General features: G+C 64.1%; 14 protein-coding genes and 1 other RNA gene. 7 read left to right on the top strand and 8 right to left on the bottom strand.

Going from position 1 to position 15,986, the window contains the following annotated elements; all coding sequences use genetic code 11:
* Positions 1-6: 6 nt before the first annotated feature.
* The 4 genes from GR167_RS00665 to GR167_RS00650 all read right to left on the bottom strand — a co-directional run bounded on the left by GR167_RS00665 (position 7) and on the right by GR167_RS00650 (position 4,521).
* Complete coding sequence (locus GR167_RS00665) at positions 7-1,443, bottom strand: cryptochrome/photolyase family protein (protein ID WP_306419536.1); 1,437 nt, start codon at positions 1,441-1,443, stop codon at positions 7-9.
* A 17-nt stretch (positions 1,444-1,460) separates the two neighbouring features.
* Complete coding sequence (locus GR167_RS00660) at positions 1,461-2,681, bottom strand: aminotransferase class V-fold PLP-dependent enzyme (RefSeq protein ID WP_160971515.1); 1,221 nt, start codon at positions 2,679-2,681, stop codon at positions 1,461-1,463.
* Between the two features lie 270 nt (positions 2,682-2,951).
* Positions 2,952-3,944: an acryloyl-CoA reductase gene (acuI, locus tag GR167_RS00655; protein ID WP_160971514.1), complete on the bottom strand. Its 993-nt coding sequence runs from the start codon at positions 3,942-3,944 to the stop codon at positions 2,952-2,954.
* 61 nt (positions 3,945-4,005) lie between these two features.
* Entirely contained in the window at positions 4,006-4,521 is a 516-nt protein-coding gene (locus GR167_RS00650) for a DinB family protein (RefSeq protein ID WP_160971513.1), read from the bottom strand.
* Positions 4,522-4,683: 162 nt separating this feature from the next.
* Here GR167_RS00650 and GR167_RS00645 point away from each other — a divergent pair, with 162 nt between their 5' ends.
* The 7 genes from GR167_RS00645 to GR167_RS00615 all read left to right on the top strand — a co-directional run bounded on the left by GR167_RS00645 (position 4,684) and on the right by GR167_RS00615 (position 9,197).
* Positions 4,684-5,418: a FadR/GntR family transcriptional regulator gene (locus GR167_RS00645; RefSeq protein WP_160971512.1), complete on the top strand. Its 735-nt coding sequence runs from the start codon at positions 4,684-4,686 to the stop codon at positions 5,416-5,418.
* Between the two features lie 58 nt (positions 5,419-5,476).
* Positions 5,477-5,827: a transfer-messenger RNA gene (ssrA, locus tag GR167_RS00640) on the top strand.
* A gap of 154 nt (positions 5,828-5,981) precedes the next feature.
* Positions 5,982-6,440 carry an SspB family protein gene (locus tag GR167_RS00635; protein ID WP_160971511.1) on the top strand — a complete coding sequence of 153 codons (459 nt, stop codon included), beginning with the start codon at positions 5,982-5,984 and terminating at the stop codon, positions 6,438-6,440.
* Between the two features lie 113 nt (positions 6,441-6,553).
* The gene (locus GR167_RS00630; RefSeq protein ID WP_160971510.1) at positions 6,554-7,111 is read left to right on the top strand and encodes a class I SAM-dependent methyltransferase; all 558 of its coding nucleotides are present in this window, start codon (positions 6,554-6,556) and stop codon (positions 7,109-7,111) included.
* Between the two features lie 227 nt (positions 7,112-7,338).
* On the top strand, positions 7,339-8,733 hold the full coding sequence (gene fumC, locus GR167_RS00625; protein WP_160971509.1) for a class II fumarate hydratase: 1,395 nt from the start codon (positions 7,339-7,341) through the stop codon (positions 8,731-8,733).
* Between the two features lie 78 nt (positions 8,734-8,811).
* Positions 8,812-8,985 carry a DUF4169 family protein gene (locus GR167_RS00620; RefSeq protein ID WP_160971508.1) on the top strand — a complete coding sequence of 58 codons (174 nt, stop codon included), beginning with the start codon at positions 8,812-8,814 and terminating at the stop codon, positions 8,983-8,985.
* Positions 8,982-9,197: a ribbon-helix-helix domain-containing protein gene (locus GR167_RS00615; RefSeq protein ID WP_160971507.1), complete on the top strand. Its 216-nt coding sequence runs from the start codon at positions 8,982-8,984 to the stop codon at positions 9,195-9,197. Before GR167_RS00620 ends, GR167_RS00615 begins: the two co-directional genes overlap by 4 nt.
* 6 nt (positions 9,198-9,203) lie before the next feature.
* On the opposite strand, the gene GR167_RS00610 is transcribed toward GR167_RS00615, so the two are convergent.
* The 4 genes from GR167_RS00610 to GR167_RS00595 all read right to left on the bottom strand — a co-directional run bounded on the left by GR167_RS00610 (position 9,204) and on the right by GR167_RS00595 (position 15,513).
* Positions 9,204-10,565: a cytochrome P450 gene (locus tag GR167_RS00610; RefSeq protein ID WP_160971506.1), complete on the bottom strand. Its 1,362-nt coding sequence runs from the start codon at positions 10,563-10,565 to the stop codon at positions 9,204-9,206.
* A complete protein-coding gene (locus GR167_RS00605) occupies positions 10,562-11,770 on the bottom strand; it encodes a hypothetical protein (protein ID WP_160971505.1) in 1,209 nt (402 codons plus the stop codon). Before GR167_RS00605 ends, GR167_RS00610 begins: the two co-directional genes overlap by 4 nt.
* Before the next feature lie 51 nt (positions 11,771-11,821).
* Positions 11,822-12,574: a cytochrome c biogenesis CcdA family protein gene (locus GR167_RS00600; RefSeq protein ID WP_160971504.1), complete on the bottom strand. Its 753-nt coding sequence runs from the start codon at positions 12,572-12,574 to the stop codon at positions 11,822-11,824.
* Between the two features lie 155 nt (positions 12,575-12,729).
* Positions 12,730-15,513 carry an Rne/Rng family ribonuclease gene (locus GR167_RS00595; RefSeq protein WP_160971503.1) on the bottom strand — a complete coding sequence of 928 codons (2,784 nt, stop codon included), beginning with the start codon at positions 15,511-15,513 and terminating at the stop codon, positions 12,730-12,732.
* Positions 15,514-15,986 lie beyond the last annotated feature (473 nt).

The raw sequence follows: 15,986 nt of genomic DNA, 5'->3' as shown, positions 1-15,986 counted from the left end.
ATTTCGCTAGAATGAACGCGTTTCATAGGCCGAAAGCGCCCTTTCCCGCCCGTCCTTGACCGTCACGACGGGGGCCGGATAGGTATTCCCGGCCTGCAAGTGCCAGCTTCGGGGAATCGCCTTAAAGTAATATTGAGCAGTTTCACTCGCGCATAAATCGCCCTCGGCGATCCAGGCGTGGCGGTAGGTTCCGCCAGGGTCGAATTTCTGCAACTGGGTTTCGGGATTGAACACGCGGAAATAGGGTGCGGCGTCGGGGCCGCATCCCGCCGCCCATTGCCAGCCCATCGCGTTCGACGCCGGATCCCAATCGGTCAAGCAGTCGGAGAACCAGCGCTGGCCGATCCGCCAGTCTGTCATCAGGTGCTTGGTCAGGTAGGAGGCCACGATCATCCGGCCGCGATTATGCATCCGCCCCGTCACGTACAGTTCCCGCATCGCCGCATCGACGAAGGGCATGCCGGTGCGCCCCTGTTTCCAGGCAATGACATGCGGGTGATTTTCGTCGGTATTCCAAGGGAATGCATCCCATTCCGCACGCCAGTTTCGGGTCAGGATATGCGGCGTGTGATACATCAGGTGATAGGCGAATTCGCGCCAGACCAGTTCCTTGAGGAAGGTCTCGGCCCCGCCGACGCCCTGTTCCCACAGCACCTTCGCCCGCTGCCAGATCTGGCGCGGGCTGATTTCGCCATAGGCCAGCGGTTCGCTCAGCCCCGAGGTGGCGGGCTTGGCGGGGAAATCCCGGTCGCGCGCGTAATCCTGCAGCCGTTCGTCGCAAAACGCCTGCAACCGGTGCTGCGCCGCCTGTTCCCCCAACAACAGGTAAGGCGCCACGATCGCCGCGCCGCGGTTCATCCGATGCCGTGAGGCCCAGGCCGCCAGATTGTCCGATGCCGGCCAGTGATCCGGCACCCGCAGGGTTTGCGGCGCGGGCATCACGTCGGACACCGGCAGCCCGCGCGCGTTTTTCCAAAACGGCGTGAAGACGCGATAAAATCCGCCCGCGCCCGTCTGTACCTGCCAGGGTTCGAATATCAGGTTTCCGGGGAAACTTTTCGCCGTGATTTCAATCGCTTTCAGCTCGGATTTCACCTCGCTATCGCGGGCGATCTCATCGGGGTGATAGGCGCGGTTCCAGTAAACATCTGTCGCCCCGGTTTCCGCCACCAGCGCGCGCAAAACCGGCAGGGCCTCGCCCTGGCGGAACAGCAATCGGCTGCCCGTCCGCCGCAGGGTTTCGGCGAAATGCTGCACCCCCAGTTTCAGCCGCCACTCCGGCGCGGCGCCCAGCCCGGCAAGCGTCCCGTCGGCGATGAACACCGGGATCACCGACCGCCCGGTCCGGGCGGCCTCCAATAGCGCGGGATTGTCCGCCAGTCGCAAATCGCGGCGGATCCAGACGATAACGGGTTTTCGGGCGGTCATATCTTGCACGGCCATCCCCGGTATCTAGGCGGTCAGAGCACGCTGTCCAGCGCCCCGATCAACTGGTCGATTTCCGCGCTTTTGGTGTAATGCACGAAGCTCAGCCGCAGCACGCCCCGTTGCGAGTCCACGCCCATCGCCTGCAGCGCCCGCACGGCATAGAAATCGTCGCCCCCCGCCATGATCCCGCGCTGCGCCAGCGCCTCGGCCAGCGGTTTGGCCGCGCGGCCCGCGTCGATCGCCACGGTGGGCGCGCGCGTGGCGGCGTCGGACGGGCCCAACAGCCGCAGATCGTTGCGCGATTTCAGGAAATCCAGCAGCGGCTGCAGCAGCGCGGTTTCGTGATCGCGCATCAGGTCATGCAGCGCCCTGCCCTTGTCCTCGTCGCTGCCGCCGATGCCGTGGTGATCGGCCAGCAGATCGTAATAATCCGCGATCCCGGCACAGGCGGCCACCTGCGCGTGATCCGGCCCTGCCGGGGTGAAGCGTTTGTACAGAACGCCGCCGTTGAAATAATGCCCCTGGTTCGGCAGCACCTCGCCCAGGGCGCGGCGGATCACCATGATGCCCTGATGCGGCCCATAGGTTTTGTAGGACGAAAACAGGTAGATATCGGGCCCCAGCAGCCCGACATCGGGCAGCCCGTGCGGCGCGTAACTGACCCCGTCGACACAGACGAAGGCGCCGGCGGCATGAGCCATGGCGGTGATTTCCACCACCGGATTGATTTCGCCCACCACGTTGGAACAATGCGGAAAACAGACCAGCCGCACCTTTTCGTCCAGCAGATTTTCAAGATCGGCCGGGTCCAGATGCCCGGTCGCCGGATCGATCTGCCATTCGCGGATTTCGATCCCCTCATCGGCCAGCCGCCGCCAGGGGCCGGTATTGGCCTCGTGATCCTGGTTGGTGACCACGATCGCCTCGCCCGGCTGCATCCATTGCCGGAACGCCTGCGCCAGAACATAGGTGTTCTGCGTGGTCGAGGGGCCGAAGCTCAGCTCGTCCGTCTCCACCCCCATGATCGCGGCGAGGCGGCTTCGCGCCTCGTCCATTTCTTCCCCGCCCAGGCGACTGGCCTCGAAAGCGCCATAGGGCTGCACCTTGCGCTGATGGTAAAACCGGGTCAGCCGGTCGATCACCGGCGCGCAGGTATAGGACCCGCCGGCGTTTTCGAAAAACGCCTGGCCTTGCAGCGCGGGTTCGGCAAAAGCGGGAAACTGCGCCCGCACAAAATCGATGTCTAATGTCATGCGCTTAGATTTGCCGGTGATTCCGCGACGGGTCAAGGATCGCCGCAGGCGACCGCCCGGAACGGGCGGCCCGTCCTTGACGCGGCGGGGAATCGCCCAAACCCTGGACAAGGCGCGTTCAGGGCAGACCTGCCCCTGAACCGCTTCTCAGCAAATTCCGCCGCCCGCGCCCAACAGCGCCCGGCCTGCGGTCCGCGTCGCCTCTCCAAAGAATGAAAATAGGCGCGCGGAAGCGCACAATTTAATAACGCTTCCGCCCATGATGACGGGTCAGCCGTTCACATCGACCACGATACGGCCCTTGACCTGGCCCTTGAGGATTTCCGCCCCCAGTTTCGGCAGATCGGACAGCGTCGCGGGCTGCACCATCGCTTCCAGCTTGTCCATCGGCAGGTCGGTGACGATGCGGTTCCAGGCGCGCACCCGGTTGTCATAGCGCTGCATCACGGAATCGATGCCCAGCAGGTTCACCCCGCGCAGAATGAAGGGCGTGATCAGCGCGCCCTCGATCGCCGCGCCGCCGGCCAGCCCGATGGCCGCGACCGAGGTGCCGTATTTCATCTGCTTCAGAACCCGGCCCAGCATGACCCCGCCCACCGCGTCGACGCAGCCGGCCCATTGTTCGCTTTCCAGCGGCTTGCGGGTGACTTCGGCGAATTCCTCGCGCGGCACGATGGTGGTGGCGCCCAGACCTTTCAGGTAATCGGCCTGTTCCGGCCGCCCGGTGACCGCCGCCACCTCGTATCCCAGATGGGCCAGGATCGCGGTTGCCACCGATCCGACGCCGCCCGCGGCCCCGGTGACCAGAACCGGCCCGTGTTCCTTTTCCATCCCGTGATCTTCCAGCGCCATCACCGCCAGCATCGCGGTCAATCCCGCGGTGCCCACCGCCATCGCCTGGCGGGTGTTCAGCCCCTCGGGCAACGGCACCAGCCAATCGGCCTTGACCCGCGCCTTCTGGGCATAGCCGCCCCAATGCGCTTCGCCCACGCGCCAGCCGGTCAGCACCACCTTGTCGCCGGGCTTGTAGCGGTCGTCCTCGGACGCCTCGACGGTGCCGGCGAAATCGATACCCGGCACATGCGGGTAATGACGCACCAAACCGCCGCCCGGACCGATGCACAGCCCGTCCTTGTAATTCACCGTGGAATAATCGATGGCGACGGTCACCTCGGCATGGGGCAGATCGTCCAGGCCGATCTGCTTGACGCCCGCATGGGTGTTGCCGTCTTCGTCCTTGTCGACGATCAATGCATTGAACATGGTCTCTTTCCTCCGCTTGCGCAGACGGGTTGCCGCCTGTCGAAATTCATCGGCCCTGTGGTCAGAGCCAGGGGCCTTCTTCGGGCAGGTAGGGCAGATCGGTCCGCCAACCCTCGCCGCCCGCCGCCGTCACCATCGCGTGGATCTGGCCACGGTGATGGGTCTGGTGGTTGAACATATGCATTGCGCAAAGCGCCAGGGGCTTGCGAAACGCCGTTTTCGACGCCACCGACTCCCAGCTCAGATCGCCCTTCAGCTCCAGCGCGCCGACCTGTTCCGCCCATCGCAGGATGCGCCCGTCCATGCGGAACCTTTCGCCGGTCCAAGCCGGCAGGTTGGGCGTCATCGCGATGCTCGCATCGGCGCCAAGCTCGGGCCCCGGCCCCTTGTCGAAGCGCCCCATCCACAAGGTATCGCCCCACAAGATATGATTCGCCGTATTCATGATCGATCCGAAAAACGCGCCCCGGTCGGCGCGCAGCGCGTCCTCGTCCAGTTCCTGCAGCGCCGTTTTCATCAATCCGTTCTGCCAGGCGTTGTAGCGCGCCATGGTCAGGCAATAGCCGGGTTCGATCATCTGTCAGACCTCGTTCAAACCTCTCGTGTCGCGACCACGCTAGCACAGGTTTTGCGCCGGTATCACGCGGCAATTCCACCGCCTGCCCTTGCCAGATTCCCGCCTCGCCTGCTAAATGTCTGACAAATACATCCTCCTCCGGCAAGCCCAAATGTCAGACAAATGAAAAAATCCAGCGAGAACGCCGCCGACCTGTCCGCCCGCATTGCCGGGGAAATCCGCGATGCCATCGTCGCGGGGCGGCTGATCGTGGACGAACGGCTGCCGTCGGAGGCCGAACTCGCCAACCAGTTCAACGTCTCCCGCTCCACCGTGCGCGAGGCGCTGAAGCGGCTGGCGGCGCAATCGCTGATCCGCACCCAGCGGGGCGCGACCGGCGGTGCCTTCGTGAACCGGCTGCGGTTCGAAGACGCCTATGGCCAGCAGATCACCACCTCGACGCTGCTTCTGTCGATGAACGAGGTAAGTTTCGACGTCGCCTGCGAGGCGCGTTTCGCGATGGAACGGGCCTGCGCACCGTTGGCGGCCGAGCGGCGCGGCCCCGATCACCTGGCCCGGATGCGCGCCGAGATCGCCCGCCAGCAGCAGCCCGACCTGTCGGACGAGGCGTTTTGCGATTCCGACGTGGCCTTCCACCGGGCGCTGGTCGACGCGGCGGGCAATCCGGTGCTGTCCTATCAACTGGCCGGCGCGGTCGAGGGGATGCTGCCGCTGATGAACATGATCACCTTCACCGCGCGGTCGCGCGAAAACATCCTGCGGCTGCACATCGAAATTACCGACGCTTTGGAGCGGCACGACGCCGATGCCGTCACCGAGGCGCTGAGCGCGCTGGAAACCTATACCCTGCAGCTCGGCCAGCAGGTGATCGTCGCCCGCAGCGCCCGCAACGGCTGAGGCCCCGCGTTTTCCGATCTGGAAGGTGCCGCGAAATCTGTGCCAGATTTCGCGGCACCCCCTTTTCAGCCCCGCTTATCACCCCTATATATCTCCTGTCCCCTCGGGGACTATGGACATAAACGCGCTCGTAATAAGCGGATCGGACCCGGGGGCGGTACCCGGCGGCTCCACCAAAAATCCTTCGTTTGGGGATCATGGGGCCGAAACAGGATCGACGAACGTCTAAAGGGGTTAGCTTTGTCTCGGCTGTCTGCCACCGTTACCGGCGAAAACAGTACAATTGCAAACGACAATCGTGCTCCGGTCGCAATGGCTGCGTAAGCAGTCGGAGTAACCGAAACTTAAGTCCTTGCGCCTAGCAGCGTAAGGCGGGGTTCGCAGGTACCTGGCAACAGAAACCTGCATTTCCCCCTTCTTTGTCAGTCGTTTGCATCGCCCTTGCCGCGCCCTTGCGGCCGTGACGCTGCCCCTGCGCCGAGACAGAACAGAATTTTTCCGCCCCCCCTTTCGTTTTGTCCTGAATGGCCTATGCTCGGATCACGATCACGAAGGGTTAACTCATGTCGCGCAGTATCGATTATGGCAATCTCATGCATCAGGCCATGCGGGGCCTGATCCAGCAGGTGCTTCAGGATGTCGCCGATAACGGCTTGCCGGGGGCGCATCATTTCTTCATCACCTTCGACACCACCCACCCGGCGGCGGAGCTGGCCGATTGGCTGCGCGACCGCTATCCGCAGGAAATGACCGTGGTGATGCAGCACTGGTATGACAACCTCAGCGTCGAAGAGGACGGGTTCCACGTCACGCTGAATTTCGGCGATCAGCCGGAACACCTTTATGTGCCCTTCGACGCGATCAAGACCTTCGTCGACCCCTCGGTCGAATTCGGCCTGCGCTTCGAGAGCACCGAGGACGGCGACGACGAACCGCAGCCGCCCGAGGACGAAGGCGGCTCGAGCGAGACCGGCGAAAGCCACGACGCCGAAGTCGTCAGCCTCGACAGTTTCCGCAAGTGACGGCGGCCTGCCCCGCGACATGAAGTTTTCATGACGACATGAAACCGTAATCCAACGGTTACATGGTGCTGCCAGTTTTTCCCCGACCATACGACGACGAAGGGAACAGGACTATGGCAAGCGACTTCGCCATTTTCATCGGGGAAATGATGCGCCGACCGACCGAGGTGGTGGCCATCGCGCCCTCCTCGGCCGCGGTTGCGCGGCGGATGACCGACGGGTTGGAACAGGTGAAGGGCCCGATCGTGGAAATCGGCCCGGGCACCGGCAGCTTCACCAAGGCGATCCTGGAGCGCGGCGTCGCGCCGGAACGTCTGACCCTGATGGAAATGAACCCGCGCTTCTGCGAAACCCTGCGGGAAAAATTCCCCGGCGTGACGGTTCTGAACCGCCCGGCGCAGGAAATCGAAAAGATCGGCCTGCGCGATATCGGCGCGGTGATTTCCGGCGTGCCGGTACTGGCGCGGCCGCAGATCCAGCGCGACGTGGTCGGCCGGGCCTTCCGGGTGATGGCCAAGGACGGGTTCTTCACCCAGATCACCTATAGCTCCAACGCGCCGATTTCGTCCGACATGCAGGCCGAACTGGGGCTGCGGGCGGAAAAACGCGCCACCGTCTGGGCCAACTTGCCGCCCGCACGGGTGTTTTCCTTCTACCGGGCCGGGCATTAAGTTCAGACATCACTGATCTTGAGCGGGGAATTGGGGGCCAGCCCCCAAACCCCCGAGGTATTTTTACCAAGATGAAACGCGAAGGGCTTCCCGGCTTCTGCTTGGCGCAAATACTCCCGCCGGAGGCGGATGCGGCGCCCGTTAGCGGTATCCAACGGTATGCAGTGTTGCAGTTTGCGCGCCATGCGTTATGACAACTCCTGACACGATTTACCGGAGAGGTCACGATGGCTCATACCCGCACCGAAACCGACAGCTTTGGCCCGCTGGAGGTCCCCGCAGACAAGTATTGGGGCGCTCAGACCCAGCGGTCTATCATGAATTTCCCGATCGGCTGGGAACGCCAGCCGGTGCCGATCATCCGCGCGCTTGGCGTGGTCAAGAAGGCCTGCGCCCAGGCCAACCTGGAACTGGGCAACCTGAAGCCGGAAATCGCCGAGGCGATCATCGCCGCCGCCGGCGAGGTGATCGACGGCAAGTTCGACGACAACTTCCCGCTGGTGGTCTGGCAGACCGGATCGGGCACCCAGTCGAACATGAACGCCAACGAGGTGATTTCCAACCGCGCCATCGAGATGATGGGCGGCGAAATGGGGTCTAAGACCCCGGTCCACCCCAACGATCACTGCAACATGGGGCAATCGTCCAACGACACTTTCCCCACCGCGATGCATGTGGGCATCGCCATGCAGGCGCGCGACGTGCTGCTGCCGGGGCTGAACAAGCTGGCTGCGGCGCTGGAAGCCAAGTCGGAAGAGTTCAAGGACATCATCAAGATCGGCCGCACCCACACCCAGGACGCGACGCCGCTGACCCTGGGCCAGGAATTTTCCGGCTATGCGCACCAGGTCCGCATGGGCATCGGCCGCGTGGTGATGTGCCTGCCCGCAATCTATGAGCTGGCGCAGGGCGGCACCGCCGTGGGCACCGGTCTGAACACGAAAAAGGGCTGGGCCGAAATGGTCGCCGCCAACATGGCCGATATCACCGGCCTGCCCTTCGTTACCGCGCCCAACAAGTTCGAGGCGCTGGCGGCGCATGACGCGATGGTGATGTTCTCGGGCGCTTTGAAGACCGTGGCCGCGTCGCTGTTCAAGATCGCCAACGACATGCGCCTGCTGGGATCGGGCCCGCGTTCGGGCCTGGGCGAACTGATCCTGCCGGAAAACGAACCCGGAAGCTCGATCATGCCGGGCAAGGTGAACCCGACCCAGGCCGAGGCGCTGACCATGGTCTGCGCCCATGTGATGGGCAATGACGCGGCGGTGGGTTTCGCCGGGTCGCAGGGGCATTTCGAACTCAACGTCTATAACCCGATGATGTCCTACAACGTGCTGCAATCGATGCAGCTGCTGGGCGACTCGGCCTCGGCCTTCACCGACAACATGGTGGTGGGCACCAAGGCCAACGAGGCGCGGATCGAAAAGCTGATGAAGGAATCGCTGATGCTGGTGACGGCGCTGGCGCCGACCATCGGCTACGACAACGCCACCAAGGTCGCCAAGACCGCGCACAAGAACGGCACCACGCTGAAGGAAGAGGCGATCGCGCTCGGCTTCGTCGACGAGGAAACCTTCGACCGCATCGTGCGCCCGGAAGACATGATCGGCCCGAAGGACTGATCTGTTCCGATACGTTTCGAAGGGCGGCCCGTCGCGGCCGCCCTTTTCTTTTGCGGCCTCGCGTTTCATAGTCAGGGCATGAGCACACCGGTCAACCTCAACCAGTTCCGCAAGCAGAAGGCGCGCGCCGAAAAACGCGCCCGCGCCGACGAGAACGCGGTGAAATTCGGCCGCACCAAGGCCGAGAAGTCGCTGGAGAAAGCCCGTGCCGACAAGGCCGCCCGCGATCTGGAAGGCAAGAAACGCGAATGAGCGCCCCGGTCAAACGCTCGCTGACCCTGCGCGGCCATCGCACCAGCGTATCGCTGGAGGATGAATTCTGGCAGGCCTTCCGCCACATCGCCGCCGAACAAGGCAAGCCGATCAATGCCTTGGCGGCCGAAATCGATGCGGCGCGCGACCTCGACAGCGGGTTGGCGTCGGAAATCCGGCTGTTCGTGCTGCGCTATTACCGCGACAGGTGAAGGCCCCTAGCGCCGGGTCAGTTTCAGCCAGATCCCGTCGCGCCCGCGCACGGTCAGATGCGCCACCGGCATCGGTGGGCGCTCCGCCACCGCTTCGAACCGGTAGGCGCGCGCGAGCATCGCCAGCAGGATCACCCCCTCGGCCATCGCGAACCCCGCCCCGGTGCAGACCCGTTGCCCGGCGGAAAACGGGATATAGGCGTTGCGCAAGCACTCTCTGCCGTTCTCGGTGCCAAACCGGCCCGGGTCGAAACCGTCGGGGTTTTCCCACAGCCGTTCGTGCCGGTGCAGGTGCCAGGGGCTCAGCACGATCTGGCTGCCCCTGGGCACGTCGCGGTCGCGGAAATGTTCCGGACAGGTGGTTTCGCGCACCATCATCGGCACCGGCGGGTAGAGCCTGAGCGCCTCGCGGAACACGTCGCGGGTGGTGCGCAGCTTCGACAGGGTGGCGAAATCGGGCTTGTCCGGGTCGATCGCGGTTAGCGCCTCCTGTGCGACGCGGTCCTGCCAATCGGGATGGGTCGCCAGCAGGTATAGCGACCAGGCCAGCGCCGAGGCGCTGGTTTCATGGCCCGCGAGGAAGAAGATCGCAACCTGATCGACCATTTCTTCGGTATCGAAGCGATCGCCGGTCACCGGGTCGGCGGTGGTCATGATCTTGCTCGCCAGGTCGTCCGGCGCAGTCCCCGCCTCGATCTCCCGCATCCGCTCTGCCGTCAGCTGGGTGATCAGCGCCCGGATCACCTTTGCCGTCGCCTTGGTCCTGCGGCGGTGAAACCGCGGCATCCAGCGCGGCAGCGGCAGGAAGGCGCCCAGGTTCAGCACCGGCTGGCTGCGCTGATGATCGCGGAATTCGCGAAACACCTGGCCTGCGACCTCGTGTTCGATGGGGATCGAAAACAGGGTACGGAATATCACGTCCGCCGCCGCGTGGCTGGTTTCGGCTTCGATCTCCACCGGCGCGCCAGTGACCAGCGGGTCGAGCCGCGCCACCGCTGCCAGCCCCGCATCCCACATCGCCGGGAAGGTGTCGCGCAGGCGGCCGCCCTCGAAGGCCGGGTCGATGATGCGGCGCTGCCGCTTCCAGGTGTCGCCATTGGTGACGAAGACGGAATTGCCCAGAAGCGGCCGCAGCCCCTCGCCCACCCGGTCGGATTTGGGGAAGTCGTCGGGCCGTTCCTTCAGCACCAGGTCGACCAGCCTGGGATCGTTGCACATGTAGGAGCGGAAAAACGGCGTACGGAATTCGGCCATCCAGGCGCGGTAAAGCCGCGCGGGCTGCGCCGACAGGATGTCCTGCCGGAACAGGCGCAGGTAGCGCAGCAGCGACACCCGGTCGGGGCGCGAAGGAGGCTTCGGCGGCGTCATGGCGTCACGGATCGGAACTTGTTGACCGGCGCTTCGATCCGCGATTTCGACGACTGACGGCCTTTGAAACGCTCCGACAGGGTCAGCGGCCCGACGGTGATCCGGAAATAGTCGTAATCATTCGGCCTGTCGAAGGCGCAGAGATACTGGAAATGCAGCCGGAAGAAGCGCCAGCGCAGTTCTTTCCAGCGCTCGGGGCTGAGCGTCTGGGTGAAGGCCGCCGAAATGACCAGCGGCCAGCGCGATTTGTCCGTCGCCACGCCCGACACATGCACCGGATCGCAAAGCGCGAAGGCGCAGCCGTCGCCCGGAGCGGTGACGTCGAGCCAGAACAGCTCGTCCCGTTCCGACAGGAATCGCAGGTCGGTGCGCAGGCGGTCCGCCTTGGGCAGGAAGGACACCATCGGCACCACCTGCCCGAGCGAAAGGAAATTCAGCGCCGGGCCATTGCTGGGCACCCTGCCCTGCCGGATCAGGTCAGACAGGATCGACACCGCCAGATGCGCGCCCGAGCTATGGCCGACGACCAGAACCTCGTCCGCGTCGCCCTGCAGCGCCTCGGCGATGATGTCGGTGAATTCGGCCATCCGCGCCTCAAGCTCGGGCGGGTTGGCGCCCTTGGAGCGCGCCGAATAGGCGTAATCGTGCATCAGGTAATAGGCGAAGAACTTGCCGTCCTTCTTGCGAAACCAGTTCAGCACGAAAGGCACCACCGCCAGCCCGGCCCAGGCCGCCCAAGGGTGGATCAGCGCCAGCGCCTGACCCGTCCCCCAGGCCAGCAGCAAAGCCAGGCCGAGCTGCGCCAGCAGGAACAGTACCGGGTAAAGCGCCGCGATCACCGGCCCCTTGCGCAGCCGCATCAGACGCCACAGCGCGCCGGACCCGATATAGGCCCAGGCGGTGCGCAGAAGCTGCAGATAGGTGGACACGATCCCCTGCTCCATGCTGTCGCGCACGATATCGGCCCAGTAGAGCACCTCGATATCGCTTTCCACCGCCTGCCCGTCCATTTGCGCGGCGACGTGCCAGCCATAGGGGCCCTTGGTGGTTTTCGGCTTCAGCCCGATCTCATAGCCGGAAATCTTTGCCTGCTCGGTGGATTCCTTGCGGTACAGCTCGCGATAGCGGCGCGGATGAATCGGGTCGTAGCCGGGAATGTAAAATACCCGGCGCCGTTTCACATATGTCGCTGCTGTACTGCTCATGCCTGTCATCTACGGTGCAGATTAGCGCAGATTTGAGGCAGGAACAGGGTTTTATCCAAGCAGCGCCAGCGCCGGGAAGTGTTCCAGCAGCCAGTAGGAAAAGGCCGAGAAACCGCCCGTCAGCATCAAAAGCCCGATGGTCCACAGCAGCAGGCCCATGATCCGTTCGATCTGTTCCATATGCCGCTTCATCCAGCCCATCACCCCGGTCAGCCGCGGCAGGAAGGCCGCGACCAGCAGGAAGGGCAAACCCAGACCGATGGCGTAAACCGCCAGCAGCACCGTGCCGCGCGCCACCGAGGCCTCGGAGGCCGCCAGCGACAGGATCGCGCCCAGCTGCGGCCCGATGCAGGGCGTCCAGCCGAAGGCGAAGGCCAAGCCCAGCACATAGGCGCCGAAGGACGACCCGCCGCGATCCCCCGCATCGATCCGCGCCTCTCGGTCGAGGAAACCGATCCGGTAGATGCCGATGAAATGCGCGCCGAAGATCATAACCAGGATGCCGGCGATGGTGTTGAACCAGTCCTGGTAGCTGAGAAACAGCGCCCCGATGGCCGAGGCGGTGAAGCCCAGGAACAGGAACACCGTCGACAGGCCCAGCACGAAGAACACCGCTGGCAGCAAGGCCTTGGATCGGCTGGCACCGCCCTCGGTCAATTCGCTCAAGGAAACCCCGCTCATATAGGCCAGGTAGGGCGGCACGATGGGCAACACGCAGGGGCTGAGGAAGGAAATGATTCCTGCCGTCAGCGCCACGAAGAGTGCGGGCAACAATCCCGCGTCTATGATTTCGATTCCGAACATGGCTCAACACATAGGCAATTGAATTGGCGGCGTCACCTGACGGTTTGTCACAACCGCGTGGAGTGATTGAAATGTTTCGCCCTGCCCCGGTCCAAAAGGAAAACGCCGCGCTGTTTTCAGCGCGGCGTTTGTCCGTTTTACGTATCCCGGGCGGATCAGCCCAGCGACCACCAACCGCGTTTCTTCGGCTTGGCCGCTTCCTCCTCGGCCTCGGCGGCGGGTTCCGCGCCCACCGGTTCCGGTGCCTTCTCGGGCTCCGGCGCCGCTTCGGGTTCTGCCGTCGTCTCCGCTGCGGCTTCGCCTTGCGGCTCCTCGGTCGCGGCGGGTTCTTCCGCAGCTTCCGCCGGGGCTTCCTCGACCGCTTCGGCGACGGGTTCCTCGGCCTCAGGCGCTTCCTCGGCGGCGGGCTGTTCCGCGGCCTCGGCGGGCGCTTCTTCGGCCTGCGGGGCCGCTTCGGCCTCGGCGGTTTCCTCGGCGGGCTCTTCGGCCTCTACCTCGGTCTCGTCGGTCTTCTTGCGGCGCGACCGGCTGCGGCTGCGCTTGGGCTTCTCTTCCTCGGCCGGTTCTTCGGCTTCGGCGGGTTCGGCTTTCACCTCTGCCTCGGCTTCGGCGGTCTCCTCGGCGGGCTGTGCCTCGGCCTCGTCGTCTTCTTCTGCCTCGCCCTGTTCGGCCTTATCGCCATTGTCGCCGTTCTCGCCATTCGGCTTGCGACGACGCCGACGACGGCGGCGCTTCTTGGGCTTCTTCTCGTCCTCGCCGGTCTCGGTTTCTTCGATCTCCAGTTCGGCCTCGGCTTCCTCGTCGATATTGTCCATCAGCGAGGTGTCGACCGACACCACCGGGGTTTCCGGTTCGGCCACGACGCGGGTCGCGGTCTTGAACTTCTCGAGCGAGAAATCGGGGCTGATCAGATGCGGATCGCCTTCGACCCGGACCGACAGGCCGTAACGGGCCTCGATCTGGGCGACGTGTTCGCGCTTCTGGTTCATGATGTAATTGGCCACGCTGATCGGGCATTTCACCAGAACTTCGCGCGACCGGCGGCGCACGCCTTCTTCCTCGATCTGGCGCAGGATCGACAGCGCGAGGTTGTCGTCCGAGCGGATCAGACCGGTGCCGTGGCAATGCGGGCAAGGCTGGGTCGTCGCCTCGATCATGCCGGGGCGCAGGCGCTGGCGGCTCATCTCCATCAGGCCGAAGCCGGAAATCCGGCCGACCTGGATGCGGGCGCGGTCGGATTTCAGAGAATCCTTCATCCGCTTTTCCACCGCGTTGTTGTTGCGGCGTTCGTCCATGTCGATGAAGTCGATCACGATCAGACCGGCCAGGTCGCGCAGGCGCAGCTGGCGGGCGACTTCCTCGGCCGCTTCCAGGTTGGTCTTGAGCGCGGTTTCCTCGATCGAGCCTTCCTTGGTGGCCCGGCCCGAGTTCACGTCGATCGCAACCAGAGCTTCGGTCACGCCGATGACGATGTAACCGCCCGAGCGCAGCTGAACCACCGGGTTGAACATCGAAGACAGGTAGCTTTCCACCTGATAGCGCGCGAACAGCGGCATCGGGTCGGCATATTGCTTCACGTTCTTGGCGTGGGACGGCATGATCATTTTCATGAAGTCCTTGGCGATGCGGTAGCCGCGGTCGCCCTCGACCAGAACCTCGTCGATGTCGCGGCTGTAGAGGTCGCGGATCGAGCGTTTGATCAGGTCGCCTTCTTCATAGATCTTGGCCGGCGCGATGGATTTCAGCGTCAGCTCGCGGATCTGTTCCCACAGCCGTTGCAGATATTCGTAATCGCGCTTGATCTCCGACTTGGTGCGCTTGGCGCCCGCGGTGCGGATGATCAGGCCCGCGCCCTGCGGCACGTCCAGTTCGGCGGCGATTTCCTTCAGCTTCTTGCGGTCGGGGGCGTTGGTGATCTTGCGCGAGATGCCGCCGCCACGGGCGGTGTTGGGCATCAGCACGCAGTAGCGCCCGGCCAGCGACAGGTAGGTGGTCAGCGCGGCGCCCTTGTTGCCGCGTTCTTCCTTGACGACCTGCACCAGCAGGATCTGACGGACCTTGATGACTTCCTGGATCTTGTACCGGCGCGGACGCGGTTTGCGGCGCGGGCGGATGTCTTCGCTGTCGTCTTCCTCGGCAACGGATTCGATGGTTTCATCCTTGGCCGCCGCGTCGAGCGCGTCGTCCTCGGTGTCTTCCTCGGCGCCGTTTTCGCCGTTGTCTTCCTTAGCTTCAGTGGCCTCTTCTTCAGAAGCGGCCTCGGCGGTTTCCGCTTCGGTGTCCTCAGCGGCTTTTTCTTCCGCCTCAGCCGGGGCTTCTTCGACCGCCTCGGCTGCGGATTCGGTCACCTCGGGCTGTTCACCCGCCTCGGCCTCTGCGGCCTCGGGCGCGGCTTCCTGCGCCTCGTCCACCGGTTCCTCGACCGGGGTTTCGGCCACGGTTTCCATCGGCGAAGTGCCCTCGGGCACCTGATCTTCGTCAAGATCGATGGTTTCCATCCCGGCGATTTCGGCCTTGCCGGCCTCGGTCTTTTCGACCTCCTTCACCGCGGTGGCGTCATTCGACTTGGTCGCAGCCGCCTTGGACCGGGACCGCGAACGGCGCCGGGGCTTCTTTTCCTGCTCCTCTTCCTCGGCCTTCTGGGCCTCGGCATAGGCGCGTTCCTCTTCCATCAGCGCTTCGCGGTCGGCGATCGGAATCTGATAGTAGTCGGGATGGATTTCCGAGAAGGCAAGGAAGCCATGGCGGTTTCCGCCATAGTCCACGAAGGCCGCCTGAAGCGACGGTTCGACCCGGGTTACCTTTGCAAGATAGATGTTGCCAGCGAGCTGGCGCTTGTTTTCGGATTCAAAATCGAATTCCTCGACCTTGTTTCCGTCAACCACCACGACGCGGGTTTCTTCCGCGTGGGTGGCGTCGATGAGCATTTTCTTTGCCATTGTGTCCGTTTGCATCGCGGCAAAGCCCCCTGACCCGGTGGGCGGGGGTGTTGCGGCAGATGTCTGTTAGGGGCGAATGCGGACGCGCGGCAGGCGTGGCTGTTCTCAGCCCCTGCACTGCAACTCGTAGGTCTTGCGCGCCTCATCGCGTTTCTTCTCCGACGCATCTGACGGCTTGTGGCCTGTCCCGGTGCGCCCGTTCATGGCCGCCAGCGCCCTTGGGCAACCGGTCGGCGGTCTCAATAACCCTGTCGTTTTGAATCGGTCAGGGCTCAATCGGTCTGTCCAGGACGGCGGGAATTGAAATCCTCGGGGTGCTGGATCAGCGAAACTCATGCGGCGGGCGGTTCACGCCTGTCGCCGTTTTATGACCATAAAGCCTGCAAGGGCGAAATTACAATAAGGAAAATGCAAGTTTATCCACAAGGAGACGGAACCGGGCCCGATCAGCCCCGTCCCGTCACAGGCGCCCC

Origin of the sequence: Thalassovita mangrovi (assembly GCF_009857745.1) — a bacterium.
Taxonomy (GTDB): domain Bacteria; phylum Pseudomonadota; class Alphaproteobacteria; order Rhodobacterales; family Rhodobacteraceae; genus Thalassobius; species Thalassobius mangrovi.
This window is presented reverse-complemented; position numbering and strand designations above follow the sequence as displayed.

Excerpts from the sequence above, each read along its gene's own strand:
- GR167_RS00605 (WP_160971505.1), bottom strand. The coding sequence starts at position 11,770 with ATGAGCAGTACAGCAGCGACATATGTGAAACGGCGCCGGGTATTTTAC.
- GR167_RS00650 (WP_160971513.1), bottom strand. The coding sequence starts at position 4,521 with ATGATCGAACCCGGCTATTGCCTGACCATGGCGCGCTACAACGCCTGG.
- GR167_RS00665 (WP_306419536.1), bottom strand. The coding sequence starts at position 1,443 with ATGGCCGTGCAAGATATGACCGCCCGAAAACCCGTTATCGTCTGGATC.
- acuI (WP_160971514.1), bottom strand. The coding sequence starts at position 3,944 with ATGTTCAATGCATTGATCGTCGACAAGGACGAAGACGGCAACACCCAT.
- GR167_RS00645 (WP_160971512.1), top strand. The coding sequence starts at position 4,684 with ATGAAAAAATCCAGCGAGAACGCCGCCGACCTGTCCGCCCGCATTGCC.
- GR167_RS00600 (WP_160971504.1), bottom strand. The coding sequence starts at position 12,574 with ATGTTCGGAATCGAAATCATAGACGCGGGATTGTTGCCCGCACTCTTC.
- GR167_RS00620 (WP_160971508.1), top strand. The coding sequence starts at position 8,812 with ATGAGCACACCGGTCAACCTCAACCAGTTCCGCAAGCAGAAGGCGCGC.
- GR167_RS00610 (WP_160971506.1), bottom strand. The coding sequence starts at position 10,565 with ATGACGCCGCCGAAGCCTCCTTCGCGCCCCGACCGGGTGTCGCTGCTG.
- fumC (WP_160971509.1), top strand. The coding sequence starts at position 7,339 with ATGGCTCATACCCGCACCGAAACCGACAGCTTTGGCCCGCTGGAGGTC.
- GR167_RS00615 (WP_160971507.1), top strand. The coding sequence starts at position 8,982 with ATGAGCGCCCCGGTCAAACGCTCGCTGACCCTGCGCGGCCATCGCACC.
- GR167_RS00660 (WP_160971515.1), bottom strand. The coding sequence starts at position 2,681 with ATGACATTAGACATCGATTTTGTGCGGGCGCAGTTTCCCGCTTTTGCC.
- GR167_RS00630 (WP_160971510.1), top strand. The coding sequence starts at position 6,554 with ATGGCAAGCGACTTCGCCATTTTCATCGGGGAAATGATGCGCCGACCG.
- GR167_RS00635 (WP_160971511.1), top strand. The coding sequence starts at position 5,982 with ATGTCGCGCAGTATCGATTATGGCAATCTCATGCATCAGGCCATGCGG.
- GR167_RS00595 (WP_160971503.1), bottom strand. The coding sequence starts at position 15,513 with ATGGCAAAGAAAATGCTCATCGACGCCACCCACGCGGAAGAAACCCGC.